Source organism: Rhodococcus koreensis (assembly GCF_900105905.1).
In the GTDB taxonomy this organism is placed as follows: Bacteria; Actinomycetota; Actinomycetes; order Mycobacteriales; family Mycobacteriaceae; genus Rhodococcus_F; species Rhodococcus_F koreensis.
On record NZ_FNSV01000005.1, the window covers coordinates 639,232 to 662,679 of the forward strand.

The following is a 23,448-nucleotide window of genomic DNA, read 5'->3' on the forward strand; positions in this document are numbered from 1 at the left end:
GGACCACCCCGACGCGCTGAGCCGTGACCTCGTCAGTGATGTTCGAGCTTCGGCCCGATCCGGGCCCGGCGCAGCGACACGAGTACCCAGCCCGGTCGAGACGAAATGAGGCCTCAGTGCACACAGATTCCTCGCACCCTATGACCCCCGCGTCCGCATGGAAGGTCCTGCGGCAGGGAAACGAGCGATTCGTCAACGGAACCCCACTGCATCCCAACCAGGGGATCGCGGACCGCGCGGCGCTCTCCGACGGGCAGCACCCCACCGCCATGTTGTTCGGATGCGGAGACTCGCGAGTCGCCGCCGAGATCATCTTCGATCAGGGTCTCGGTGACGTGTTCGTCGTGCGCACCGCAGGCCACGTCCTCGACGACGCCGTTCTCGGCTCGATCGAGTACGCCGTCGAAATCGTGAACGTTCCGCTCATCGTCGTGCTCGGCCACGACGGCTGTGGCGCCGTCCAGGCGACGCTCGACGCGCTCGACAACGGTGCGGTGCCGGACGGATTCATTCGCACCGTCGTCGAACGCGTGGCACCGTCAGTCATGACGGGACGTCGCGAAGGTCTCTGCACCGCAGACGAACTCGAGGCCCGTCACGTAGTGGAGACCGGCGAACTTCTTGCGCAGCGCTCACGCATCATCGCCGGACGCATCGAGGCCGGTACCTGCGCCGTCGCGGGCGTCACCTACAAGCTGTCCGACGGCCGAATACATCTTCAGGGGACGGTCGGAGACATCGGTGAGCCCGGCGACTGACTCCCCAGAACCACCACTTTCGTCGGATCCGACACCACCACATCACTCACCACCGGCAATAGCGCGGGCGGGGCACCGGCGCGGCAGGGTGACGCAGCCTGACCCGCCGGTGCCGTAAGTGGCTGCGCCGCACCGATCGGAGGATCCGCAGTGAGCACCGCGCTGTACTTCGCCGGACTCAGCCTTATCGGCATCGGAGGACTGGGCGACGGCTTGATCCGGGGATCGAGCCCGTCCGCTCACCCCGGCACACACAAGATCTCGATGGGCCTGGCCCTGGCCGGCGTCCTCTGCTGGACTGTCGGGGCCGTCGTGTCCGATCAGCCGTTATGGTGGAAGATCGTCGCCTCCGTCTTCGTGTTGACGATAGGTTTTCTCCTGACCATGCGATCACGGTTCCTGCCCAGTCACCAGTGGTGCGAACCCGACGAGTGACGGAATCCTTTCCGTGCACCGGCAGTACCTCCTCGTCGAGCCACCGGTGGTGCAGCACTGGGCGACCACGAACACCGATCGCGTCCGGCTGCGCGTGTCTCGTAATCCTGATGTGTCGCTGGTTCTTACCCGCTGCGCGGGGCAGTCGGTGGGCGTGATGGAGGCTGGCGGCACGTCGCACAGATTGGCTGCCCCGCTGCGGTGCGGCGACCGCACGGCTTCCCCTTCCCGCAACTGCAGCACGTTTCGGTGGGTGGTGTCCAACAGCGGTCGCAGATCCAGGTCCCAGCGACGCGGTCGTCGACACGAATGTTGGTGGTGGTGCGGCCACAGCGCGCGCAGTCGCGCACCCGAGCACGGTGGTAACAGCGCGGACAGAGCGGCCCGTCATCGGTAACAGCGCGGGCGATCTGATTCGCGCGGCCACAACCGCTGCACGTGTGCCGCTTGCGCGGGCCGCAACTCTGACAGAACGGTGCGCCGTCGATCCGGTAGGCGACCGGAGCGGTCTTGCCGCACCGCGCGCACTGTTGGTGTCGTGCCGGATCCGCTCTGGCGCAGCGTGCACAGACGGTGCCGCCACCCTCAGTGTCGCGGACCGTGGACGATCTTCGTCCCGCCGCACCCTCGGGCTCGACGATCTTCGTCCGTGTTGGACGGGTGCCACGGTCGGTGCTGGCGCTGCTCGTCGGACGGCCGGGCGACCGGGCCGCGGCGAGGGACCGGGTCGGTCACTTGAGGAGGTCCGGTGGGACTCGGTGCTGACCGCGGCGCGGCTCGCCAACCTGCTCCGCACCGATGCGTTTGCGTTCTTTCGTCGTCATTCCTCCCCATACGCCGTAATTTTCGCCCGCCCTCAACGCGTACTCACCGCACGCCGACACGACGGGGCAGCGGGTGCACACTTCCTTGGCCGACTCCTCGCGCCGTGCCCGCGCTCGGCGGCTCTCGCCGGTCGGGGAGAAGAAAATCTCCGAGTCGGCGCCTCGGCACTTCGCGAGCGACCTCCAATCGAAGCCTTCCCGATGATCCGGAGCGTGCCGACTCAGGTAGCGGCCGCCGAACGAGCGGGACAATCGGGGAGAGGTTGAGGCCATGCCTTAACGGTAGCCATTTTCAGAAAAGGGAACGTCGCCGGCCCTGGTGTCCACATCTCAGGGGACGTGGCGTTCCGCAACTGGAGTGGGCTCCGGTGCAGGGTGACCCCCACCCCGGAGCCCGGCACAACGGGCGTGTGTGCACCCACCTACCATCGGGCCATGGGACTGGGCGCACTTCCCCTCGCGGTGGCACGGATCAACTACCGGCTGCTGCGGATCCCGCTGCACCTCCTCGACGACCCCGGCCTGCGCATGCTCTGCGGGACCGGCCTGCGGCCGCTGTACACCCAACTGCTGATCGAATGCGACCGCACCGCCGCGCACCTGCTCGCCGACGACACCCTTCGCCACCGGACCGCGGCCGCCCGGCTCACCCTCGCCCGTCGGCGTCGTCGCCAAAAGGACGAGGCCATCGCCTACATGCGCCACCGCGCCCGGTTCACCCCACACCGGCGCCGCCACCACCCGCACCGGCCCAACCCGGCCTGACAAGCCACGACGGCCGAACCCCGCCCCCTCCCACGTCCCACCGAGCGATCTCAGGCTGCGCTACCTCGGCGTCCGCGCAAGAACGGGCCGACGGATCGTCCGACCACTCTGTATTCATGTACTTACACGGAGGCGGCTACGTTTGCGGCGCGTCGTGGATGTGGCGGCAGTTCAACGGACGATTGTCTCTCGAGCCTGAAAGGCACGATGCTTGGCTTCGACTACCGCCTGGCGCCGGAACATCCTTCCCCACGGCGGTGAACGACAGCGCCGATGCCTTTCGGTGGTTACTCGACGAAGACTGGCCCCCGGCAAGGCTGGTCGGCGATTCCGCAGGTGGAGCCCTTGTGTTGTCGGTGATCATGGAACTAGGCGAGTGGGGCTTGCCGCTCCCCGCCGGCGGCGCCCCGATGCCTCCCTGGACGGAACTGGAACTGATCGGCGAGACCATGACGCCGGTGACCGGCGACCCGCTGACCACCGAGGCGTCCTCCCGCTCGATAGCACCCGGTCCATACGAGCCGGCGGCGTCGGTCGGGTCGGTGAGGCTGTTCCTGAAGGCGTAGGCGGCGAGGGTCGCGGCCCCCGCGGCGACCCAGAGTGCGCCGGACCCAAGCACCCGGTACGTCACCGCGCCAGCAGCCGCCCCCACCGCGACCGCACCCCAGAGCGGCAGGTATCGAACCCATCGCCGAGGTCCCCGGCCAACAGGTGATCGGTCAGAGACCGCGCCGCCTCGGCCAGCAGGCCGCCGGTCTCGAGAAGGGTGGCTTCGGTTCCCATGGCCAGGGCGAGGGCGAATCCGATCAGGGGTGCAGTGGCGGTGACCGCGTGAGGGCGCCGACCGCCGCGAGGAAAACCGCCGAGAGCAGCAGAACCGGTGTGATGCGCTCGCCGGGCCACCTGTGGCGTACTACGCCGGCGAGGACGACGCCGATAAGGAACCCGGCAATGATTGCCCCTCCGAGTCCGAGGACGAACCACATAACGTCGGCGAGGGCGATGCCGGCCCGGGTGGTGGTGGCTTCGATCGAGGAGACGAAGAACCCGCCCGGGAGGACGAACCCGAAGGCGTCGACGAATCCGACATGCATCGCGACCGCGGTCTCGACTGCTCGTCGTCCCCGCTGTCGCATGGTCATCTCCACATCGGGTGTGCTCATTCGGCATCACCCACCTGTCGGTTGTCGGTATCGGAGACGGTATGGGGTAAGGGGCCTCCGTTGACCAGGACGGTCGACGCCGCCGAGGGCATCTTTCGCAAATCCTCTCCCAGCGGCGCGGGTGCGCCTGGCGCGAAGCGCCTCACCGCGAGCATTCGGCGTCGGCTCCGCAGCACGAACCCTAGCGAATTGCTAAGATTCGCAAGTAACAAACACAACCTGCCGGAGTTTCAGGTTGCAGGCGAGGCATCCGGCCCAACGCCGCCGCGAGAGCGACACGCACCGTGCCGGCGCCGGATCGACCCGGGACGACAGGAGGAGCCATGGCCGCGAACTCGCGCCAACCGCTGTATCAAATGAAAGCGGACTTCTTCAAAACGTTGGGGCACCCAGCACGCATCCGGGTCCTCGAGCTGCTCAGCGAACGCGAACACGCCGTCTCCGAGATGTTGCCCGAGGTGGGCATCGAGCCGGCGAACCTGTCCCAGCAGCTGTCGGTCCTCCGACGCGCAGGCCTGGTCACCGCCCGCCGCGAGGGCCTGTCGGTGTCCTACGCGCTGACCTCCCCCCGCATCGCCGAGCTGCTACGCGTCGCGCGCGGGATCTTGACGGGGGTGGTCGCCGGGCAGGCCGAGGTGCTCGAGGACCTTCCCGAACCCCCCGCCTTGGTGGCCGAGACCAGGGGCTGACGAGGCCCACTACGGCAGAACCCCACACCACTGAGTATTAGTTGCGAATTTTCTAAAGTACGTATATTGGATGCATGAGCGGCGGAGATTCGTCTCTCGGACCCGGAAAGAGAAGTGGGCGGTGACGAACAATCCCGACGGTGGCACCAGCGATCGGCCCGACGGGCCCGGGATGGCGTTGACGGGAATCGCCGTCGCGGTGCTCGCCGTGTCCGCCACCCGCTCGCCCAGCACGGCCGGGTCGGTGCGGACCCGGTCGCCGTGGGCCGCGATGGAGGATTATGCGGCCCTCATCCGGGAGCGGACTCCGATGCGCGCGCTCAGCGTTCCGATGACCACGGGCGACCCGCACCTACTGACCGAGCGCATCCTGGGTCTCCCAACGGGGGTGTCCGCGGTGTTCGTGGTCGGGTTGAGGCACCGAGAGTCCGCGGCGGTGCAACGTGAGGTGACCGAGCGCGGCGGGCCCGTGGTCCTCACCGAACTGGACGTGCTGACGGCGGCGGTGGCGGCCGCGACGATCACCACCCTGCGCCGCCGCGGCGTCCCGCCACGCGCCGGCCGGGTCGTCATCACCGGCGCGTCGTGGGCGCCGTTGCTGGCGCCGGTGTTGATCGCCTCCGGGATCGGGGATCTGAGCAGCTGGCACGAGCGTGATGCCGAGGCGTTCCCGCTGCGCCGGTTGATGGACCACAACGACGCCCTGATCGATCTCGCCGGCTGCGCGCCCGAGGGCGCGGCAGTCAGCCGCACAGTGACGGTTCCCGCCGACGGCTTCCCCTACGGTGCGCTGGTGCTGCCCGGACTGCTCGCCGCCCTGTGCGGGCACCAGGTGCAGACCTTGACCGTCGAGGCCGTGGCCGCCTGTGTGCGGGCACTGGCGCTGATCACCCCCACCGACCAGCTGCTGCCGTCCGTCGATGACCGGCGGCTGGTCTCCGCCATCGCCCGCCACGTGAGCCGAGCCCTCGGCCATCCCGTCCCCTATCGCGATCAACAGCGATGATCCACCCCGTCGCAGGCGCCACATTGTGTCGAATAGTGTTGAAGGAGAACACCCGTGAGCATCCCCACCGCCCCCACCGCTCATCCCGCCGTCGTGTCCTGGGTAGAAGACGTCGCCGACCTCACCGCCCCCGACAGTGTGGTGTGGTGCAACGGCAGCGCCGACGAATGGGACCGGCTGACCACACAATTGGTGGACAAGGGCACCTTCGTGCGACTGGAGCGCAAACCGAACTCCTTCTGGTGCGCCTCCGACCCCGAGGACGTGGCCCGGGTCGAGGACCGCACGTTCATCTGCTCCCAGTTCCAGGCCGACGCCGGTCCGACGAACAACTGGATGGACCCGGTCGACATGAAGACGATGATGACCGAGCACTACCGCGGCGCGATGGCCGGCCGCACGATGTACGTCATCGCGTTCTGCATGGGCCCCCTCGATGCGCCCGAGCCGAAGTTCGGGGTCCAGATCACCGACTCGGAATATGTCGCGGTCTCGATGCAGATCATGACCCGCTCCGGCACCCCCGTCTGGGACCGACTCACTCCGGGCACCGAATTCGTCCAATGCCTGCACTCGGTCGGCGCCCCACTCCACGAGGGGCAGACCGACACCCCGTGGCCGTGCGACCACACCAAATACATCTCCCACTTCCCCGAGGAGCGCACCATCTGGAGCTACGGCTCCGGCTACGGCGGCAACGCCCTGCTCGGCAAGAAGTGCTACGCGCTGCGGATCGCGTCGAAGATGGCCAAGGACGAGGGCTGGCTCGCCGAGCACATGCTCATCCTCAAACTCATCTCCCCGCAGCAGACGGTGCACTACATCGCCGCGGCGTTCCCCTCGTCCTGCGGCAAGACCAACCTCGCGATGCTCGACCCCACCCTGGACGGATGGACCGCCGAAACCATCGGCGACGACATCGCCTGGCTGCGATTCGGCGACGACGGCCGGCTCTACGCGGTCAACCCCGAAGCCGGGTTCTTCGGCGTCGCACCCGGAACCGGGGCCCACACCAACCCGCACGCCATGGCCACCATCCGAGCGGGGTAACTCGATCTTCACCAACATGGCGCTGACCGACGACGGCGACATCTGGTGGGAGGGCATGACCGATACGCTGCCGCCCCATCTGACGGACTGGAAACGGCGGGACTGGACCCCGGCCTCCGGGGAGCCGGCGGCGCACCCGAATTCGCGGTACTGCACCCCGATCGCCCAGTGCCCGACCGTCGCCCCCGAATGGGACGATCCGGCCGGGGTGCCGATCTCGGCGCTCTTCTTCGGCGGCCGCCGCGCCACCACCCTCCCTCTGGTCACCGAATCATTGAGTTGGCGGCACGGGGTGTTCCTGGCCGCCACCCTGTCCTCGGAAACCACCGCCGCCGCCGGAAAGGTCGGTGTGGTGCGCCGCGACCCGATGGCGATGCTGCCGTTCCTCGGCTACCACGTCGGCGACTACCTCCAGCACTGGCTCGACATCGGCGAGCAGACCCACCCGGTGCTGCCGAAGATCTTCTACGTCAACTGGTTCCGCCGCGGCGATGACGACAAATTCCTCTGGCCCGGCTTCGGCGAGAACTCCCGGATCCTCGAGTGGGCGTTGCGGCGAATCGAGGGCACCGCCGAAGCCGAGGCGACCCCACTCGGCCACGCGCCCACCCCGGGCGCCCTCGACCTGACCGGCCTGAAATTCGACCACACCACGATCGCCGCCGCGCTGCGGGTGGACCCCACCGAATGGATCACCGAACTTCGGCTGATCGACGAGTGGTTCGCCACCATCGGCGGCAACAGACTGCCCCACGTCCTACGCGAGGAACTCGCCGCCCTCCGGCAACGCCTCGCCGCGTCCGGTTACGCCGCCCCCGCCGATCCCCGGCGCGCCCCCACCGCCTCCGAGAACCGGGAATCCCGGTGGGCGCAGCCCCGATTCTGACAACGACCGCGCAATCGTGGACCGCGTCACGGTCGGTGTTCGGGTTCAGGCGACCGGGGTGTGGGCCCGAACCCGGGGGGCGGATACGCGCTGACACCGTTGATCGGTGCCGGCCACAACCAGGCCGCCGCGCAGGGCGATCGAGGTTACCTGCGCCACTGACCGGAAAATGCCTCTGGTGAGTGGGCAGGCGACGACACCCGCCGGAGCTTGCGGGAGCCGGGCTCGGTTGAGGCGGTGGGCATGGGGTCAGGCAGCGGGTTCTAGCGTGACGCTGTAGCCAAGCGCGGCGAGTTGGGCGATGCGATTGCAGATTGCGTGCGGTGTGGAGCCGGAGGGTGTGGCGGTCGGTCCCGAGGTCACGGAAGCGGACACCGGCGTCGACGAGCAGGTGCCAGACGATGACAAGGATCGAGCGGGCAACCGCGACGAGCGCTGTCAGCTTGCCCGCGCCGCGGGACGTGCGCCGGTCGCGTTCGCCGAGGAAAGCTTCGGTCGTGGCGGCGGCGTCGGCTGCTCGCCGAGCACGCCGTTCAGGTAGGGATTGCCTTTTGACGGACTTGCCGGCGAGCTATGCGGCTCCGGACTGGAGAATTCTTCGACCGAATGTACGCGGCCGACATCACCGACATCCAGGGAGGGGCGACATCCGAGTGAATCCACCGGGCAGCCATGACCGGAAGTATCGACCTGCTTCAGCGTGGTTTCACCGGACTTGAAACCCGTGGAGATCTACTCGTTCTCGGTCCAACACGGACCAACCCGCCTGGCGTGCTCGAGGTTTCCGATCGTCTATCGCGGTCACCAACTGCGACCGACGATAAGCGGGTGAGACGCTGCGGTCAGCATGAGCGCCGGAAATCCACGCGCGGTGAAGATCTCCTGCCACGACCACGTAGACCGAGTCGAGCAGAGGTCGGTGCACGATCATTCTGGGCCAGGTAGAGTCCGCGCCCCGGTCCACGACCGGCGGACCAGTGTGTCAGCTCACCGGCCAGCCCGGTGTTCGGCCGAAATCCCTCCATGCGCGATCCCACTGGCGCATCCGGCTTCGTCCATTCATCCACCGCACCCCCACGTACAACAGCAGGGAGCAGACCGCCGCCACCGTCCAGACCAACAGGGCCGCGCACACCGCGATCGCCGCGTTCTCCACTCCCGACCTGGGCTCGTCGACAACGTTTCCGTTCATGTCCACCCACACAGTGACGGTGTCGCCCCGGTGCGTTCCGGGTCTGATCTCCACATCACTCGAGCGCAGGACACCGTCCTGCGCAGTCCACTGAACCGTCGCACGGCTCTGCATTTCCGGGGAACGGCTGGGCGCATCCGCGACCACCACATGTCGCGGATCATCGATGACAACGGCTGACTGCGCATGCCTGGTCCGAAGTTCGGCGTGAGACCGTTCGTTCAGACTGGTGTACGTCACGGTTCCGAACGCCGCTGCGAACGGGACCACCATCAGGATGAAGGTGATCAGGACGGCCGCGACGACGGAATCGCAGCGGTCCGTGGCCCGCATGAGGGGATTTCGGCTCCAGGGCGCCAGACGCCACCAGCGCAGTACCTGATCGGTGGTCATCACATTCCTCCTCGGACCGCCGTTCGGTTTCACAGTCTTCCGCACACGAGGCGCACGGGCTAGGGCACAAGGTCATTGACACCAGTGACCAGTGAAGTCCTTGTCGTTGTCGTGAGACGCTGCGCGCACGAGGAACGTTCGTCCGGCATCGTGCCGGCGACTGGTGGTCTTTGCACTGCACTGCACTGGTTCACATTCTGATCAGCCGGGAGTGACGGCTCGACTTCGCCGCACCTCGGAAAGGCCACGATCCTCCCGTTTGAGAAGGGGATCGCCTGCCCCTCACGAGCCGCCCATAGGGTTCACAGGAGCCAATCGCGCAGCCAGGTCGGGCAATTCATCTGTGGTCCCGATCGCGACGCCGCCGCCGGAATGCCCGACTACCGCCACTGGTGGCGGTAGATCAATCGCGTCAGCGAAATGCCCGATCCACTGGAGCATTCCGACGAAGATTCGGTGCCCGGCAGGGAGGCTGGTGGTCCCGCCGAATCCGGGAAGCGCAGGCGGCATACTGGCGAAACCCCGCGTCGATCAGCTTCCTGAAGGTGACGAACGGATACCTGGCCATCGAGACCGGACCCGTGCAGGAAGACGACCGATTGCCTGCTTCCGCGGGGGAGCGGACCGAGCTGCCAGCCTTCGACTCGGATCGAACGCAACATATCCTACGCAATTGGAGTGGCGGGATGCCGTGCCGTTGATCCCTTCCATCGCACATCGGCGAAGCCACGGAGCCGAGGCCCAGATCTCGGATCGGTGGCCGAACGTGACAGAGATCGCGCCGTCGTACCGGGGGTTCCCGAGAAGTGTGACCTTTGACCCTGGGAAAACGCTCGCCGCTATCGCACCGTGGGGGAAGAGGCCGACGCACGAGATCGGAGCCACCCGTGAGCGGAAGGAGGGAGGACATGATATTCGAAGGTCATTCCACCGCATTGCGGCCGCGCGACGACCGTCACCGGCACGACGAGCCCCGGGCAGTTCCTGTACCTACGTCCCGTCGGGTTCGCACTTGCCGTGGTGTCGCGAGCAGCGGTCGCAGGCGTGGTCGTCCTGCTCGGCGCCTGGCTCGCAACCCCGCCCGTCGGAGTCGGCGCTGCCGCGACGCTCGTCGCCACCGTCGGTCTGGCGGTGGCGATGTTGATGCCGCACCGGTCACGCTGGCATGGAGCGCGCCCGGCCCGTCCGGCATCGTAATGAACACCGGCCGCTCCGTCGACAGGGAAGCGTCGGACACTTCCTGTCGCCGACGTAATCTGCGTTTCCGGAAGGGTCGACGCAGCCAGACTGGAGGTAGCCCCATGATCAGGGTGTTTCTGGTGGACAATCATGAGGTCGTCCGGCGCGGGATCGCGGATCTTCTCACCTCCGATCCGGAGCTGACAGTGGTCGGTGAGGCTGCCTCCTATGCGCAGGCGATGGCGCGGATCCCGGCGTTCAAACCCGATGTCGCCGTCCTCGACGTGCGCTTGCCCGACGGCAACGGAATCGAACTGTGCCGCGAACTGCACTCGCTGATGCCGGAGTTGCACTGCCTCATCCTGACGTTATTCACGGACGAGCAGGCGATGCTCGACGCGATTCTCGCCGGGGCCAGTGGATACGTGGTGAAGGACATCCGGGGCATGGACCTGGCCCAGGCCGTCCGCGACGTGGGGGCCGGAAAGTCGCTGCTCGACGGCCGCGCCGCCGGGGCTCTGATGACCAAGGTTCGGGCGGACGCCAATGGGAAGGACGGAATTTTCGGGCACCTGACGAATCAGGAGCGGACATTGCTCGCCCTTCTCGGCGAGGGGTTGACCAACCGTCAGATCGCTGCGCGGATGTTCCTCGCGGAGAAGACCGTCAAGAATTACGTGTCCCGGCTGCTGACCAAGCTGGGTGTGGAGCGCAGGACTCAGGCAGCGCTGCTCGCCACGAAGATGCAGTCGAAGCAGTCCGGCACCTGACGAGAGTAGTTCCGACACTTATCGATGCCACTACATGGGGGAATAGATCGCGTGACCGTCAATCGGATGAGCGCGACCGAGGGCCGCTACTCGGTGCCCTGTCCGAACTGAGGCTCCGCGAGCTGCTGACCGAGGTGCAGGAACGCATCGCGCAGATCGTCGATGCCCGAGATCACATCGACGGACTTCTCGAGGCGATGCTCTCCGTCACATCCGAACTCGACCTCGACAACACCCTCCGCACCATCGTCCATGCCGCGATCAATCTGGTGGATGCCCGCTACGGCGCGCTCGGGTGCTCGCTTCAAAAGGGGAGAGAGCCTGAGCGAGTTCGTCTTCGAGGGCATCGACGACGAGACACGCGCGCGTATCGGCGACCTGCCCCGTGGTCGCGGGGTCCTCGGTTTCCTCATCACCAATCCGAAGCCCGTCCGGCTCAACGACCTCTCTCTCACTCCGCGTCGGTGAGATTCCCGGCCCATCATCCTCCAATGAAAACCTTTCTCGGAGTTCCCATTCAGCTCCGGGACCAGGTGTTCGGGAATCGGTATCTGACGGAGAAAGCGAACGGTGCAGACTTCACCGAGGACGACGAGGTGCTTCTCCGCGCCCTCGCGGCCGCCGCCGGCATCGCCATCGAGAACGCCCGGCTATACGAGGAGTCCCGGACGAGGCAAGCCTGGCTCGAGGCGACACGCGACATCGCGACCGAACTACTCGCGGGCAGCGACACTGCCGAGGTGCTGCAGGTGATCGCCGACGACGCGCTTGCCCTCACCGGCGCCGACAGTGCCTTCCTCGCGGTGCCGGAAGACCCCGACATCCCGTCGGACGAGGTCACCGAACTCGTGGTGACGGCATCGGCGGGGACGGTGTCGGATCGCATCATCGGCCGGGCGATCCCGGTCGACAAATCCACGTCCGGTGAGGCTTTCCGCGAGCGGACACCGCTTCACGTCACCGCGCTGGCCTTCGATCCGGGGTTCGAGACAGGAACGCGGTTCGGTCCTGCGCTGGCGCTGCCGCTGCGCGCCGCGCAATCGGTGACAGGGGTGCTGGTGACCCTCCGTCACGTCGAGGCGTCGCCGTTCACGGATGACCAGCTGGCGTTGATGTCGGGGTTCGCAGATCAGGCGGCCGTCGCGCTGCAACTCGCCAACAGTCAACGCCGAATGCGTGAGCTCGACGTCCTCTCCGATCGCGATCGCATCGCCCGCGACCTCCACGACCACGTCATCCAGCGGCTCTTCGCGGTCGGCCTGTCACTGCAGAGCACCTTGCAGCGGACGAAGGCACCGAGCGTTCAAACAGCGACTCGAACAAGCGATCGACGACCTGCACGACATCGTGCGCGATATCCGCACCGCCATCTTCGACGTTCACGGCGGTTCGGGTGGCATGACCCAGTTCCGGCGGCGGCTGCTGCACGACATCGTCGCCGAAACCACCGCCGATTCCGGGCTCCGCACGACCGTGCACATGTTCGGGCCGCTGTCCGTCATCGACGCCACGCTCGCCGAACATGCCGAGGCAGTCTGCGTGAGGCGTTGAGCAACGCGGTCCGGCACGCATCGGCCGACACCGTCACGGTCAGCATCTCCGTCTACGACGATCTCGCCATCGAGGCCGCGGACAATGGCACCGGCATCCCGGAGAACGTCCCCCGGAGCGGCTTGGACAACCTGGTGGCCCGGGCACGGGAAGTGAACGGGCGCTGCACCGTCGACACGAACCCCGACGGCGGAGCGACCCTCCACTGGCCCGCTCCCCTGAACCGGGTTCGGTCTCGGCCCCGCCCATCAAGGTGGAACCTCCGTCCCTACGCCCGTGATGGGTGCACCGCGACGATGAGAGGAATCCCAGACTTTCCGCCCCGCACTTTTCCTCGAGGAGCCACCTGACCGTCGCCGCCCCTATTGTTGTCGGAACACAAGTTCTTCGTCACCCCCAACTGTCCGTGGGCCGCGCCGATCGGTGATCGCGACCAGTTCGTGCCGGGCACCTACGGTGTCCCGATCGTCAGGCCGACGAGCTCTTCGACGACGAGGAACACGTTCACACCAGCCTTTTCACAGAAACCCCGGCCGGTGAACTCCTCGAACATCGAAAACTGCAGCGACCGTCGTCGCTCGAATCAGCGGGGAATCGTTGAGCGCAGATTCCTGGATCGGCCAGCTCCGCGGTCGCCACCCACGCACGGTGCCCGATGGCGGGCGGTCCGCACCCCATCAGGCCCATCTGCACGACGACCACCACCCACGGTGCGCCGGCCAGCGCACGTCCTGTGATTTTTCGACCATCCCCCACGCCCTCGAACCCCCACGTGTCGAGCATTTCCGCTGCGCCGCGCACGATCTGCGTCCTGGTCGCTGCCGCGCGTGCCTGTTGAACCCTTGCCAACCTTCCTGCCCGCGAGCGAAAAGCGATCATCCGAAGCCCCAGACCCGCGAGCTGGGCGACGCTACCAGCAGGGACCCGGCCTGCGGGGAGCCGGCGGCGCACCCGAACTCGCGGTACTGCACCCCGATCGCCCAGTGCCCGACCGTCGCCCCCGAATGGGACGATCCGGCCGGGGTGCCGATCTCGGCGATCTTCTTCGGCGGCCGCCGCGCCACCACCATCCCCCTGGTCACCGAATCATTGAGTTGGCGGCACGGGGTGTTCCTGGCCGCCACCCTGTCCTCGGAAACCACCGCCGCCGCCGGAAAGGTCGGTGTGGTGCGCCGCGACCCGATGGCGATGCTGCCGTTCCTCGGCTACCACGTCGGCGACTACTTCCAGCACTGGCTCGACATCGGCGAGCAGACCCACCCGGTGCTGCCGAAGATCTTCTACGTCAACTGGTTCCGCCGCGGCGATGACGACAAATTCCTCTGGCCCGGCTTCGGCGAGAACTCCCGGATCCTCGAGTGGGCGTTGCGGCGCATCGAGGACACCGCCGATCGCCGGCGCGCCCCCGCCGCCTCCGAGGACGGGGAATCCCGCTGGGCGCAGCCCCGCTTCGGGCAACGACCGCGCAACGACTGCACTCGTTGGTGCGCTCTCTCCTTGCTGTGTGTATCGGGTGAGTGGAGCGCGTCACGGTCGGTGTTCGGGCCACCGCGGGTCGGCCCGAACGCGGGGCCGGATACGAGCTGACACCGTCGACCGGTGCCGGCGACAACCAACCGCCGCGCCACCGGCAGGCCCACGATGCGGGGTTACCCACATCACTCTACTTTCGATGATGACTACTTGCTAACATTAGCAACTATGGACGCCGCTGGCCACCACCACCGAGGAACGCCGATGACCGAACCATCCACCCCCATCGGCCCGGCCGACGCGACCGGAAGCACCCTCGTGCGGGCGGCGCGGTCGGTGGCCGCGCTGCTGCCGCGCTGGGGTGAATGGAAACCCGCGGCCGGTGCCCCAGCCGCGGACCTACTCGCCGGGCTGATCGTCGCGCTGGTGGCGCTGCCGCTGGCGTTGGGGTTCGGCATCAGTTCCGGCCTCGGCGCCGCCGCCGGACTGACCACCGCCGTCATCGCCGGGGCGGTGGCGGCCGTGTTCGGCGGGTCCCGCTTCCAGGTGTCGGGCCCGACCGGGGCGATGACCGTCGTACTGGTGCCGATCGTCGGCCAGTACGGGCCGACCGGGGTGCTCGCGGTCGGGCTGATCGCCGGAATGGTGCTGGTCGTCCTGGCGTTCGCCGGCGTGGGCCGGGCCGTGCGGTACATGCCGGCCCCGGTGATCGAGGGATTCACCGCCGGGATCGCCGTCGTCATCGCGTTGCAGCAGTTTCCCGCCGCGCTGGGCATCACCGGCGCCGCCGGGGAGAAGGTGTGGCAGAGCGCCGCCGACGCCGTCCGCCAGTTCGCCCAGGACCCCTCCCTGCTGACCCCGGCGACCGCACTGTCGGTGGCCGCGGTCATCCTCGTCGGCGGCCGCTACCTCCCCCGCGTCCCGTTCTCCCTGATCGCGGTCGCGGCCGCCACCCTGATCGCGCAGCTCTTTCACCTCGACATCGCCCGGATCGGCACCATTCCGGCCGGATTCGCCGCACCCACCCTGAGTTTCCTGCACCTCGGTGAGCTGACCTCGCTGATCGCCCCCGCCCTCGCGGTCGCCGCGCTGGCGGCGCTCGAGTCCCTGCTGTCGGCGACCGCCGCCGACTCGATGTCCGTGGGAACCCGCCACAACCCGGACCGGGAACTGTTCGGGCAGGGGCTGGCGAACATCACCGCCCCGCTGTTCGGCGGGGTGCCGGCCACCGGGGCGATCGCCCGCACCGCCGTCAACGTCCGCTCCGGTGCCCGCACCCGGCTCGCCGCCCTCACCCACGCACTCCTCCTCGCGGCGATCGTGTATTCGGCGGCCGGGCTCGTCGCGCAGATCCCGCTCGCCGCCCTGGCCGGGGTGCTGCTGGCGACCACGGTGCGGATGGTCGAGACCGCGTCGATCCTGGCCATCACCCGAGCCACCCGCGCCGACACGATCGTCATGGTCGCCACCTTCCTGGTCACCGTCGTCTTCGACCTGGTCACCGCGGTCGCCGTGGGAGTCGGATTCGCCGCCGTCCTCGCCCTCCGCGCGGTCGCGAAATCCGCCCGCATCGAACAGGTCCCGCTCGAAACCGACGACCACCTGGTCGAGGAACACGACCTGCTCCGCGAGCACATCGTCGCGTACCGGATCGACGGCGCCCTGTTCTTCGCCGCCGCGCACCGGTTCCTACTCGAACTCGCCGACGTCTCCGACGTGAAGGTGGTGATCCTGCGGATGTCGCGGATCACCGCCATCGACGCCACCGGCGGGATCGTCCTCAAGGACGTCATCACCAAACTCGAGCACCGGCACATCACCGTCCTGATCTCCGGAGCCAAACCCGAACACCTCCGCCCCCTGAAGGCCCTCGGGGTGTTCACCACCACCGACAGCGAAGACCGGCGCCTCTTCGACACCACCCCGCGCGCCATCGCCTACGCCCGCACGCTCGTCCGACCCGAACACCACTACACCCCCACCACGAACGAGGACCGACCATGACCGAGAACCCCGCCGACAACACGACCCCCACCTCCGAACCCACCCCAACACCCGAACCCACCGCGGGCCAACGCCTCGGCTACCTGCTGGGCCGCACCCTGCCCGCCGAGCTGCACCCGTGGGTTGTTGCGGACACCACCGGCCCCGGAGCCACCCGCCGCTACGCCACCCGCTGCCTCATCCCGCTGATTCCGATCCTGGTCGGGCTCCTGCTCATTCCCGGCCCCTGGATCATCCGCACCGGCATGGTGCTGCTGCTGTTCCTGCCGTTCGTGTACTTCCTTCTCGCCCTGAAGAACATCTACCTCCGCCACCGTCTCGTCAGCCACGGCCTCGACCCCGCGCTCCTCAACATTCACCAACGACGCCGCCTCGACCAGGAGCAGGCCTCCTACGAATCCCGCTACCGGTCGGCCCCCTGATCCAGCAAGACCCCCGGTGCAGCCCACATCCTGGGGTGCAATTGCTAATCTTCATAAGTAGAAAACATGAAAGTTACAGTGGGCTGAGATGGGTCATGCCCAGGATCGAGCGAGGGGGAACCCGGGGCTCACACAACTCAGGCTGGGCCGACGCGCATGGATGGTGGCGCCTCATACCCGTCCGGCAGTGCGACTGTTCATCGGCCACGCCCGCGAGGGAGGAACGTCATGCTCCATTTCCGATACGTCGGCAGCCACGAGAGAATCCATCTCGGCGCTGCGACCCGAATGATCAACTACGGCGACATCGTCGCGGCGCGAACCAATCCCGATCCGCGCTACTTCGAGCTGGTGGAACCGGACCAGATCACGGAACGGTTGAGCCGCCGATCAGTGGGAGCGCCGGACCGCGAGTAGTTCCGCACACCTTCTCCCCGCATTCCCTTGCCCGACCCTGTCCTCCCGGCGCGTCGCCCGCGGTGACGCCGGAACCATCCCACCACCATGCTCGCCGAGATCGCCGACCGCAGAAACCCGCCCACCAACCCAACAGAAGCCAGGACCCGATGACCATCCGAACCATTCACGCAACCGATCTGCAGTGGCACTCACTCGCCCTCTGGATTCTCGAGTGGGAAGGCGTCGACAACCCCGAACCGACCCTGAGCGAGTGGAGCACCGAACTCGCCGCCGCGGCCACCGGTATCGACCGCCGAATCAGCTGGAACCCCACCCAGAACACCGCCACCGCCCCTGAGGACATCGACCTGCCCCGGATCGAACACACCCTCCGAGGCGCCGTACGCCGCCTCGCCCGCGGTTGACCTCTCCATCCCGCCCTCAGCGAGGTCCGATGCCGATCTCCCGACCGCGGGTGAATCACGGACTCGCGGCGTCGGCGTCGGCGCGGGGGTCCGGAACTCGCTGTGGCGTCTCACTCAGCGCCCCACCCGAGCAGGCTCTCGTTCAGTCCGAGATCACGGGCGACGGAGGCAATGGTGCGGCCCGAATCGATCACTCGATGGGCCGCCTCGACCTTGTACTCGGTCGTATATGACCGAGTACGGGACATAGTGAACATCCTTCCAGCGAGACCATCGGTCCCGCTATCTCGGTGTCCACTATTCGGGGGAACCCCACCGCTGACAGCATGGTCGTCACACCGCGCAGGGCGCCGACGAGGTTCCCGTCTCTCGCCCGCCACCACAGCAGCACCACGTCGACCCGCTCGCGGTGATTCTCGCCAACCGGCCGGGTGCCGGCGACCTCCGACGCCCAGCCGAGCTCCTGCACCACCATCCCGAAGGCGAGGAAGAGTTCCCGCGCATGACGTGCCCGATCACACCACCCGGTCCCGATCGTTCACCGAAGCCGACGAAATAATCGCGCGAGCGTGACGTGGGTCGTCAATATTCGTACAGGCCACCATCTTCGAATATTACAGATATAGATCGGCGACGGCACCGATCGCCTCCCAGTCCGTGGTGCGGGGGTGGATGCGCCCCGGGTAGGCGGCGGCAAACGTGCGCGCCAGTGTCACGGTCAGACCGCCGACGAGGTCCGGGACGCGGGCGAGGGTGTCGGTGGCGAGGATCCGGTCGAGTGGTCGGTGCGCGGCGAGTTGATCCAGGATCCGGTCGAGATCGAGTGGAATGTCCAGGGTGCGGTACCGGCGGATACTCGCCTGCAGCCCGGTGGTGATCGGCAGGTCGGCCGGTTCGATGATGTATCGGCCGTGGGCGGCAGCCGAAGCCTGTGCCGCCAGCAGCAGATGAAAGAGCACGCGGGTGACCAGGTCACTGAAGCGCGGCAGATCATTGCCGTCGACCTCGAGGTGCGCGGCGAGCCGACACAGGCAGTGAAACTGGGACACCGTCATCACGGTCATTACCGGTCACCCCGTTTCGACATTACGAGCAGCGCGAGTTCACCCATCCCGGGGCGTCCATCTCCGGGGGACCCTTTCGAAATCAGTCACGCCTGCAGATCATTCGATAGTGCCTGCGGCACCGGGTGCTCCGCCACCATGGCCGGTCAGCACCGCTGGGCAGGCGACAAATGAGATAGCGGCGCGGGTAACACGGCTCCGCCATCGCGGCCGCCGACATCGACGTGGCTCGATGAGCATCCCCTGGCCCGAGTGCCCCACCGCGTCCCAACCCGGATCCGGATCCGAATCCGCGGGGCCGCGCGTCTCGACACGTTCGCCACGGCACGAAGCATCTCGTTGCACACCGGGAAAGATCGAGGATCGCGGCCATGTTCGCCGCCGCTCACGACGACGACCGAGCGGCCTCCGAAACGGGACCGGCCTCGCCACCGAGAGGACCGGGCATCTGACGGTGATCGCCGGCGGCAACACCGACACGAAGGAGACACGATGACGAACGCGCTCGTGCCGCCGCGGCTGCGGTCACTGTTCCCACGATGCTCGTTCGTGGCAAGCAATCCCATGTGGTCAGCGAAGAAGGCGCCAAGGAGCTGCTCGAGCTGATCCCGACCGCCAAGCTGATCGACGTCACCGGGGCCGGCCATATGGTCGCCGGCGACGACAACGATGTCTTCAGTGGCGGATTGAAGGGCTTTCTCGACGAAGACGTTGTCGAAGTGCGCTACTGACGCGGTCGAGGCCTCGGACGCAACCGGTCAAGGGCTCAGCTCGGATCTGCATCGGTGTCGGTTGCAGCGGCGAACCGGCTTCGGCTCCGAAACCGGTCGCCGTCCGACCGATCCTTTCGTAGGCGATCAGATTGGGTCTTGGTCGTTAATGCTGCACTGTCAGAACATTTCTCGAATCTGACGAGCGGCGCGATCGTCGCCGCTCAGGGCGGGAGGGGGCGTGGGCGACCGAACTGCAGCAGACCCCCGGATGGGGACCAAAAATGAAGCCGTCAGATTCGCGGTTCACAGGTGCGCGGCATGGGGAACAGGGCGATTGCGGAGACGGTGATACCCGCGGCGCCGGCAACGACACCCAGGAGGGCCCGCAACGATGCCGCCTCGTCGTCCGCTACCGCGGACCGCGACGTGGCGACGGCGCCGCAGACCACCGCGGCCACCCCCAAGAGGAAGCCGAGTCCGGCCACCCAGAACGACGCCACGGACAGCGCCCCGAGGGCGATCGACACGGCGGGCAACCGCGACCCACGTTGCTTCCGTATCCCGTTGTCGTCGAGGGAGGGACACATGCGGTGGTCGGCACTGGGGCTGTCGGGGACGGCGGCGGTCATGATCCTCCTTCGTACGGTTGACGAGTCGGGTCGACGGGAACAAATCGGTTTGACGAGACCGGAAGCGTCTTCGGGAACTGTTCGGGCGCAACGGGAGCGGTGTGGTCGAGGCCGTTTCGGTGGTCGATGGTTGCGACTCGGTCGTGGGTCTCCGCTTGTGACGTAGACCCCACACGAATTTAGCACTCGCGTTGTGGGAGTGCTAACTCCTTTTGCTAAGTAATTTCATGACGCCGCCGCCCGCTGCGTAGGTGCGTCGACCGCCTACTCATTGGCTGGGGACATTCGCCCAGGCCCGAAGGGTGGACGGTGCTCGATTGTCGAGCGAAGGGCTCTGTGTTGCCTGTGGGCGAGGCGGGCCCACGACGTCGGTGAGAGCGAATGCCGATCCATGTCAATTGCAGCCGTCGGGCCCATGTTGCGAACCGGTTGATGGGCTGGCGAAGCATCGGCTAGAGGGCACCCGTGTTCCGGAACGACGCGCCGATCAGGGCTGATCGTTTCGGGTTTGCCCGACGACCCAGGCGGCGATCTGTGCGCGTGAGGTGAACCCGAGCTTGGCGAGGACGTGCTCGACGTGTCCCTGCGCGGTGCGCGGCGAAATCACCAGCCGGTCGGCGATGGCCCCGTTCGTCAGGCCCTGGGCGACCAGGTCGGCCACCTGCCGCTCGCGCCGAGTCAGGATGGTCGCCGCGTCGACCCGGGGCAGCGGTGCGGTCCGTGGTTCCTCGTCGAGGGCGAGGGCGTCGGCGAGGCTCAGGGCCTGCCCGCGGCGGATCTCCGCCTCGAACGCGCGATCACCGAGCGCCCGGCGCGTCCGTCGCTCACATTCCTCGTGGTGGTGCCGCAGGTGGGGGACGGTGACGGTGGGGTTTCCGATGGCCTGCGACAGTGCCTCGGCGGCGCCCAGCAACATGGCAGATCGCCGTGCCTGCTGTTCGCGTGCCGCGATCCAGGCCAGGGCGTCCATACACAGGGCAGAGCTGAGCGGGACATTGGAGCGGCGGGACAAGCGCAGGCTCTGCTCGAACAGCCCGGTCGCCCGCCGTGGTTCGTTCTGCCACACCACCAGCCCGAGTGCCCACAGCGAGTAGGCGCGCTGCACCGATTCGCCGTGGAGTTCGGTGATCGCGAGGACCTCCTCGATCTGCGAGATCGCCCGCGGCGTGTCCCCGAGGAGCGCGGTGGCCAGACCGAGCGCGGTCAGGCCTTCGACCTCCCGGCGGAGGTCGAAGGCCGTACGGAATGCTGCGACAGCGGCGTCGAGGGAGGTGACCGCGCGGTCCAGGTCGCCGCTGTGCAGCGCCAGGAGCCCGTCGGCCTGGTCGACGAGGGCACGTGTGGTGCTGCCGTCGCCCACCGCCTCGGCGAGCATCCGGCCCTCCTCGACCAGAGCCGTCGCCGCCGGTAGGTCGCCCTGCACCCCGGCCAACACGCTGTCGGCGCACAGGGCATCGACCCGGTGCGTCGTCGGGGTGCCGCTGTGGTGGGCCAGCACGCGGTCCAACCAGTACCGGCCCTCGCCGGACATCCCGCGGGCGAGCACGACCAGATTCAGGGCAGCCGCCAGCCGCAGACCGTGCTCCGACTCGGCGGGCTCGGTCAGGCAGAACCGTAGAGCCTCACGCAGATTCCGGTGTTCGCGCTCGAGGCGGGCGATCCACCCCAATTGGTTCGGGCCGATCCATTCCGCCTCCGCACGCAGCACCAGTTGCTCGTACCAGTCGCGGTGCCGCCGTCGCAGGGCCGCGGACTCGCCGGTGTCCTGCAGCTTTTCCCGCCCGTATTCGCGCAGGGTCTCGAGCATTCGGTACCGCACCGCAGTGCCCGGCTCCTCCCGGATCAGGATCGACTTGTCCACCAGCGAGGTAATCACGTCGAGCATAGTCTCGGGCTCGGGGTCTGCGGCGCAGATCGTTTCGGCGGCATCGAGCTCGAACCCGCCGGCAAACACCGACAGCCGTGCCCACAGCCGCGCCTCCTCCGGCTCGCACAGGTCATAGCTCCAGTCCACGGACAGGCGCAGCGTCTGCTGCCGTGTCGGGACGCCTCAACGGCCCCCGGCCAGCAGCCGATACCGGTCGCTCAGCCGATCGAGGATGTCCGCGGCAGAGATCGCCCGCAGCCGCGCGGCCGCTAACTCGATCGGTAACGGCAGTCCGTCGAGCTGCTGACAGATCCGGGTGACCGTGACTCGGTTGTCCTCGGTGAGCTCGAATTCGGGTACCGCGGCGACCGCTCTCTGCACGAACAGGGTCACCGCGTCATAGCTGGGCAGCCCCCGCAGCGGCGGCTGCCGGCTCGGGACCGACAGCGGTGGTGAGGTTCCCCCCGAACGGTGGACAAGGGGGTTGCGTGCCTCAGGCGACTCCCACCTGAAGCAACTTCTCGTAGCTGTCGGGACTGTGCATCCCCACCGTAGAGTTCCGTCGAACAGTGTTGTAGAAGACAATCCAGTTGTCAACGCCAGCAACGAGATCAGCCTTCGTTGCATAGACGTGCCGATAGTATTCTTCATGCTTGAAGATCGACCAAAACGATTCGGATGGACTGTTGTCCCAACAAATCCCGGTCGCACCCATCGACCGACGCAACCCGTGCTGCACACACGACGCCGCGGTCAGGTGGGCAGTGTATTCCCCACCCCGGTCCGAATGCAGGATCGTCTCGCGATACCGCCCACCGCGCGTGGCCACGGCTCGATCGATGGCGGTGGTGACCATCTCGGCGCTGATGTGATTAGCAATGCTGTATCCCAACACCTTCCGTGAATGACCGTCCCGGATCGCACACAAGAACATGTCCCCCTCACCGCACGTGAGGTAGGTGATGTCGGTAAACCAGACCGCATCGAGCCGGCCCCGATCGAAGTGCCGCTCGATCAGATCCGGCGGGAACGACGCCTGCGGATCGACCACCGTGGTCTTGACCTTGAACGTGCGCGGGCTGATGCCCTCCACACCGAGCGAGGCCATGATCTTGGCCACGGTCTTGGCGTTCACCACCTCACCACGCGCCCGCAACTCGGCCGTGACCCGCGGCGACCCGTAGGTACCCTTCGATTCCCGGTGGATCTCGACGATCTTGACTTCGAGGTCGGCGCGACGCTGTTGCCTCGGCGTCAACACCGTGGCGACTCTGCGCTTGACGTACTGGTAGTAGCCCGATGTGGACACCTCCAGCAGTCTCGCCATCCGCAGGATCGAGAACCGTTCACCTTCCGGCGCGGCGGTGCCGGCGGTCTCTTCGATGTTGTCGGGGCCGGCGTACTTGGCCATCAGATCGAACCGGGTCGGTTCTTCTGCATCGCGGCAAAGTACGCCGAAGCTTTTACCAGGAAAGCGTTGTCCTTCTCGAGTTCGCTTACCTGCCTTCGCAATCGGAGTAGCTCGGCGTGTTCGGCCGCGTCCAAAGGCTTCTCTCCGTGGGACTCTGCGGCGGCGATTCTGCGCCGCTCGAGTTTGACCCATTCACCCAACAGACTCTCGTTGAGGCCGAGTTCTCGGGCGACCTCTGCGATGGTGCGACCGGAGTCGATCACCCGGTGGGCAGCCTCGACCTTGTACTCGGTCGTGAACGACCGACGCTTGCGAGGGGGCATACGGACATCCTTCCAGCGGGACCGGTGTCCCGCCAAGTCGGTGTCCACTTTCCGGGG

At 67.2% G+C, this 23,448-nt stretch carries 27 protein-coding genes and 3 pseudogenes; 17 read left to right on the forward strand and 13 right to left on the reverse strand.

Annotated features, from left to right (window positions below; all coding sequences use genetic code 11):
* Positions 1–140 precede the first annotated feature (140 nt).
* A complete protein-coding gene (locus BLV94_RS07425) occupies positions 141–758 on the forward strand; it encodes a carbonic anhydrase (protein ID WP_072943965.1) in 618 nt (205 codons plus the stop codon).
* 150 nt (positions 759–908) lie between these two features.
* On the forward strand, positions 909–1,193 hold the full coding sequence (locus tag BLV94_RS07430; RefSeq protein WP_072943967.1) for a hypothetical protein: 285 nt from the start codon (positions 909–911) through the stop codon (positions 1,191–1,193).
* Between the two features lie 731 nt (positions 1,194–1,924).
* On the opposite strand, the gene BLV94_RS07435 is transcribed toward BLV94_RS07430, so the two are convergent.
* Complete coding sequence (locus BLV94_RS07435; protein ID WP_083395511.1) at positions 1,925–2,290, reverse strand: WhiB family transcriptional regulator; 366 nt, start codon at positions 2,288–2,290, stop codon at positions 1,925–1,927.
* A gap of 162 nt (positions 2,291–2,452) precedes the next feature.
* Here BLV94_RS07435 and BLV94_RS50665 point away from each other — a divergent pair, with 162 nt between their 5' ends.
* Both BLV94_RS50665 and BLV94_RS50670 read left to right on the forward strand, forming a co-directional pair.
* On the forward strand, positions 2,453–2,782 hold the full coding sequence (locus tag BLV94_RS50665) for a hypothetical protein (protein ID WP_072943991.1): 330 nt from the start codon (positions 2,453–2,455) through the stop codon (positions 2,780–2,782).
* Positions 2,783–2,898: 116 nt separating this feature from the next.
* On the forward strand, positions 2,899–3,348 hold the full coding sequence (locus tag BLV94_RS50670) for an alpha/beta hydrolase fold domain-containing protein (RefSeq protein ID WP_255314993.1): 450 nt from the start codon (positions 2,899–2,901) through the stop codon (positions 3,346–3,348).
* Positions 3,349–3,409: 61 nt separating this feature from the next.
* Here the strand turns inward: BLV94_RS50670 and BLV94_RS50675 are convergent, their stop codons facing one another.
* Entirely contained in the window at positions 3,410–3,565 is a 156-nt protein-coding gene (locus tag BLV94_RS50675) for a hypothetical protein (RefSeq protein WP_244163539.1), read from the reverse strand.
* 23 nt (positions 3,566–3,588) lie between these two features.
* The gene (locus BLV94_RS50680) at positions 3,589–3,945 is read right to left on the reverse strand and encodes a DUF1275 family protein (RefSeq protein WP_244163540.1); all 357 of its coding nucleotides are present in this window, start codon (positions 3,943–3,945) and stop codon (positions 3,589–3,591) included.
* A 323-nt stretch (positions 3,946–4,268) separates the two neighbouring features.
* Here BLV94_RS50680 and BLV94_RS07455 point away from each other — a divergent pair, with 323 nt between their 5' ends.
* From BLV94_RS07455 to BLV94_RS07470, 4 genes and pseudogenes are all read left to right on the forward strand, one after another.
* Positions 4,269–4,634: an ArsR/SmtB family transcription factor gene (locus tag BLV94_RS07455; protein WP_072943968.1), complete on the forward strand. Its 366-nt coding sequence runs from the start codon at positions 4,269–4,271 to the stop codon at positions 4,632–4,634.
* Positions 4,635–4,755: 121 nt separating this feature from the next.
* Complete coding sequence (locus BLV94_RS07460; protein ID WP_072943970.1) at positions 4,756–5,640, forward strand: hypothetical protein; 885 nt, start codon at positions 4,756–4,758, stop codon at positions 5,638–5,640.
* Between the two features lie 54 nt (positions 5,641–5,694).
* Positions 5,695–7,576: pseudogene (locus BLV94_RS07465) on the forward strand (phosphoenolpyruvate carboxykinase (GTP)).
* Positions 7,577–7,877: 301 nt separating this feature from the next.
* A complete protein-coding gene (locus BLV94_RS07470; protein ID WP_072943972.1) occupies positions 7,878–8,117 on the forward strand; it encodes a hypothetical protein in 240 nt (79 codons plus the stop codon).
* A gap of 441 nt (positions 8,118–8,558) precedes the next feature.
* Here the strand turns inward: BLV94_RS07470 and BLV94_RS07475 are convergent, their stop codons facing one another.
* Positions 8,559–9,161, reverse strand: coding sequence for an Rv1733c family protein (locus BLV94_RS07475; protein WP_072943974.1), 603 nt, complete (start codon positions 9,159–9,161; stop codon positions 8,559–8,561).
* 1,017 nt (positions 9,162–10,178) lie between these two features.
* On the opposite strand from BLV94_RS07475, the gene BLV94_RS50685 reads away from it, so the two are divergent.
* Together BLV94_RS50685 and BLV94_RS07485 are read left to right on the forward strand one after the other, a co-directional pair.
* Complete coding sequence (locus tag BLV94_RS50685; protein WP_244163541.1) at positions 10,179–10,358, forward strand: hypothetical protein; 180 nt, start codon at positions 10,179–10,181, stop codon at positions 10,356–10,358.
* A gap of 104 nt (positions 10,359–10,462) precedes the next feature.
* Entirely contained in the window at positions 10,463–11,110 is a 648-nt protein-coding gene (locus BLV94_RS07485) for a response regulator transcription factor (protein WP_072943976.1), read from the forward strand.
* Positions 11,111–11,196: 86 nt separating this feature from the next.
* On the opposite strand, the gene BLV94_RS50690 is transcribed toward BLV94_RS07485, so the two are convergent.
* A complete protein-coding gene (locus tag BLV94_RS50690; RefSeq protein ID WP_244163879.1) occupies positions 11,197–11,457 on the reverse strand; it encodes a hypothetical protein in 261 nt (86 codons plus the stop codon).
* Here BLV94_RS50690 and BLV94_RS07490 point away from each other — a divergent pair.
* From BLV94_RS07490 to BLV94_RS07515, 6 genes and pseudogenes are all read left to right on the forward strand, one after another.
* Entirely contained in the window at positions 11,380–13,011 is a 1,632-nt protein-coding gene (locus BLV94_RS07490) for a GAF domain-containing sensor histidine kinase (RefSeq protein ID WP_244163834.1), read from the forward strand. The two genes, BLV94_RS50690 and BLV94_RS07490, sit on opposite strands and share 78 nt — an antisense overlap.
* A 574-nt stretch (positions 13,012–13,585) precedes the next feature.
* A pseudogene (locus BLV94_RS48555) lies at positions 13,586–14,248 on the forward strand (phosphoenolpyruvate carboxykinase domain-containing protein); the annotation flags it as partial.
* Positions 14,249–14,398: 150 nt separating this feature from the next.
* On the forward strand, positions 14,399–16,138 hold the full coding sequence (locus BLV94_RS07500) for a SulP family inorganic anion transporter (protein ID WP_074933659.1): 1,740 nt from the start codon (positions 14,399–14,401) through the stop codon (positions 16,136–16,138).
* Positions 16,135–16,560 carry a DUF5313 family protein gene (locus BLV94_RS07505; RefSeq protein ID WP_072951647.1) on the forward strand — a complete coding sequence of 142 codons (426 nt, stop codon included), beginning with the start codon at positions 16,135–16,137 and terminating at the stop codon, positions 16,558–16,560. The genes BLV94_RS07500 and BLV94_RS07505 overlap by 4 nt, the downstream gene beginning before the upstream one ends.
* A 228-nt stretch (positions 16,561–16,788) precedes the next feature.
* Entirely contained in the window at positions 16,789–16,977 is a 189-nt protein-coding gene (locus BLV94_RS07510) for a hypothetical protein (protein WP_072951649.1), read from the forward strand.
* Between the two features lie 149 nt (positions 16,978–17,126).
* Entirely contained in the window at positions 17,127–17,384 is a 258-nt protein-coding gene (locus tag BLV94_RS07515) for a hypothetical protein (protein WP_072951652.1), read from the forward strand.
* Positions 17,385–17,494: 110 nt separating this feature from the next.
* Here the strand turns inward: BLV94_RS07515 and BLV94_RS07520 are convergent, their stop codons facing one another.
* The 3 genes from BLV94_RS07520 to BLV94_RS07530 all read right to left on the reverse strand — a co-directional run bounded on the left by BLV94_RS07520 (position 17,495) and on the right by BLV94_RS07530 (position 18,448).
* The gene (locus BLV94_RS07520) at positions 17,495–17,632 is read right to left on the reverse strand and encodes a transposase (RefSeq protein WP_167372142.1); all 138 of its coding nucleotides are present in this window, start codon (positions 17,630–17,632) and stop codon (positions 17,495–17,497) included.
* Positions 17,575–17,919: a DUF3052 family protein gene (locus BLV94_RS07525; protein ID WP_255315072.1), complete on the reverse strand. Its 345-nt coding sequence runs from the start codon at positions 17,917–17,919 to the stop codon at positions 17,575–17,577. The genes BLV94_RS07520 and BLV94_RS07525 overlap by 58 nt, the downstream gene beginning before the upstream one ends.
* Positions 17,920–17,998: 79 nt before the next feature.
* Entirely contained in the window at positions 17,999–18,448 is a 450-nt protein-coding gene (locus BLV94_RS07530; RefSeq protein ID WP_072951656.1) for a DUF1931 family protein, read from the reverse strand.
* 497 nt (positions 18,449–18,945) lie between these two features.
* Between BLV94_RS07530 and BLV94_RS07540 the strand changes: the two are divergent.
* Positions 18,946–19,179 (forward strand): annotated as a pseudogene (locus tag BLV94_RS07540) (alpha/beta fold hydrolase); the annotation flags it as partial.
* 272 nt (positions 19,180–19,451) lie between these two features.
* Here the strand turns inward: BLV94_RS07540 and BLV94_RS07545 are convergent.
* The 5 genes from BLV94_RS07545 to BLV94_RS07565 all read right to left on the reverse strand — a co-directional run bounded on the left by BLV94_RS07545 (position 19,452) and on the right by BLV94_RS07565 (position 23,439).
* A complete protein-coding gene (locus BLV94_RS07545; protein ID WP_244163542.1) occupies positions 19,452–19,790 on the reverse strand; it encodes a hypothetical protein in 339 nt (112 codons plus the stop codon).
* 487 nt (positions 19,791–20,277) lie between these two features.
* Positions 20,278–21,804 (reverse strand): LuxR C-terminal-related transcriptional regulator, encoded by a 1,527-nt coding sequence (locus BLV94_RS07550; protein WP_074933661.1) that lies wholly within the window; start codon positions 21,802–21,804, stop codon positions 20,278–20,280.
* Between the two features lie 36 nt (positions 21,805–21,840).
* Entirely contained in the window at positions 21,841–22,050 is a 210-nt protein-coding gene (locus tag BLV94_RS51755) for a hypothetical protein (protein WP_074933664.1), read from the reverse strand.
* Between the two features lie 100 nt (positions 22,051–22,150).
* Positions 22,151–23,068: an IS3 family transposase gene (locus tag BLV94_RS50695; protein WP_072951786.1), complete on the reverse strand. Its 918-nt coding sequence runs from the start codon at positions 23,066–23,068 to the stop codon at positions 22,151–22,153.
* Complete coding sequence (locus tag BLV94_RS07565) at positions 23,068–23,439, reverse strand: transposase (protein ID WP_143051362.1); 372 nt, start codon at positions 23,437–23,439, stop codon at positions 23,068–23,070. Before BLV94_RS07565 ends, BLV94_RS50695 begins: the two co-directional genes overlap by 1 nt.
* Positions 23,440–23,448 lie beyond the last annotated feature (9 nt).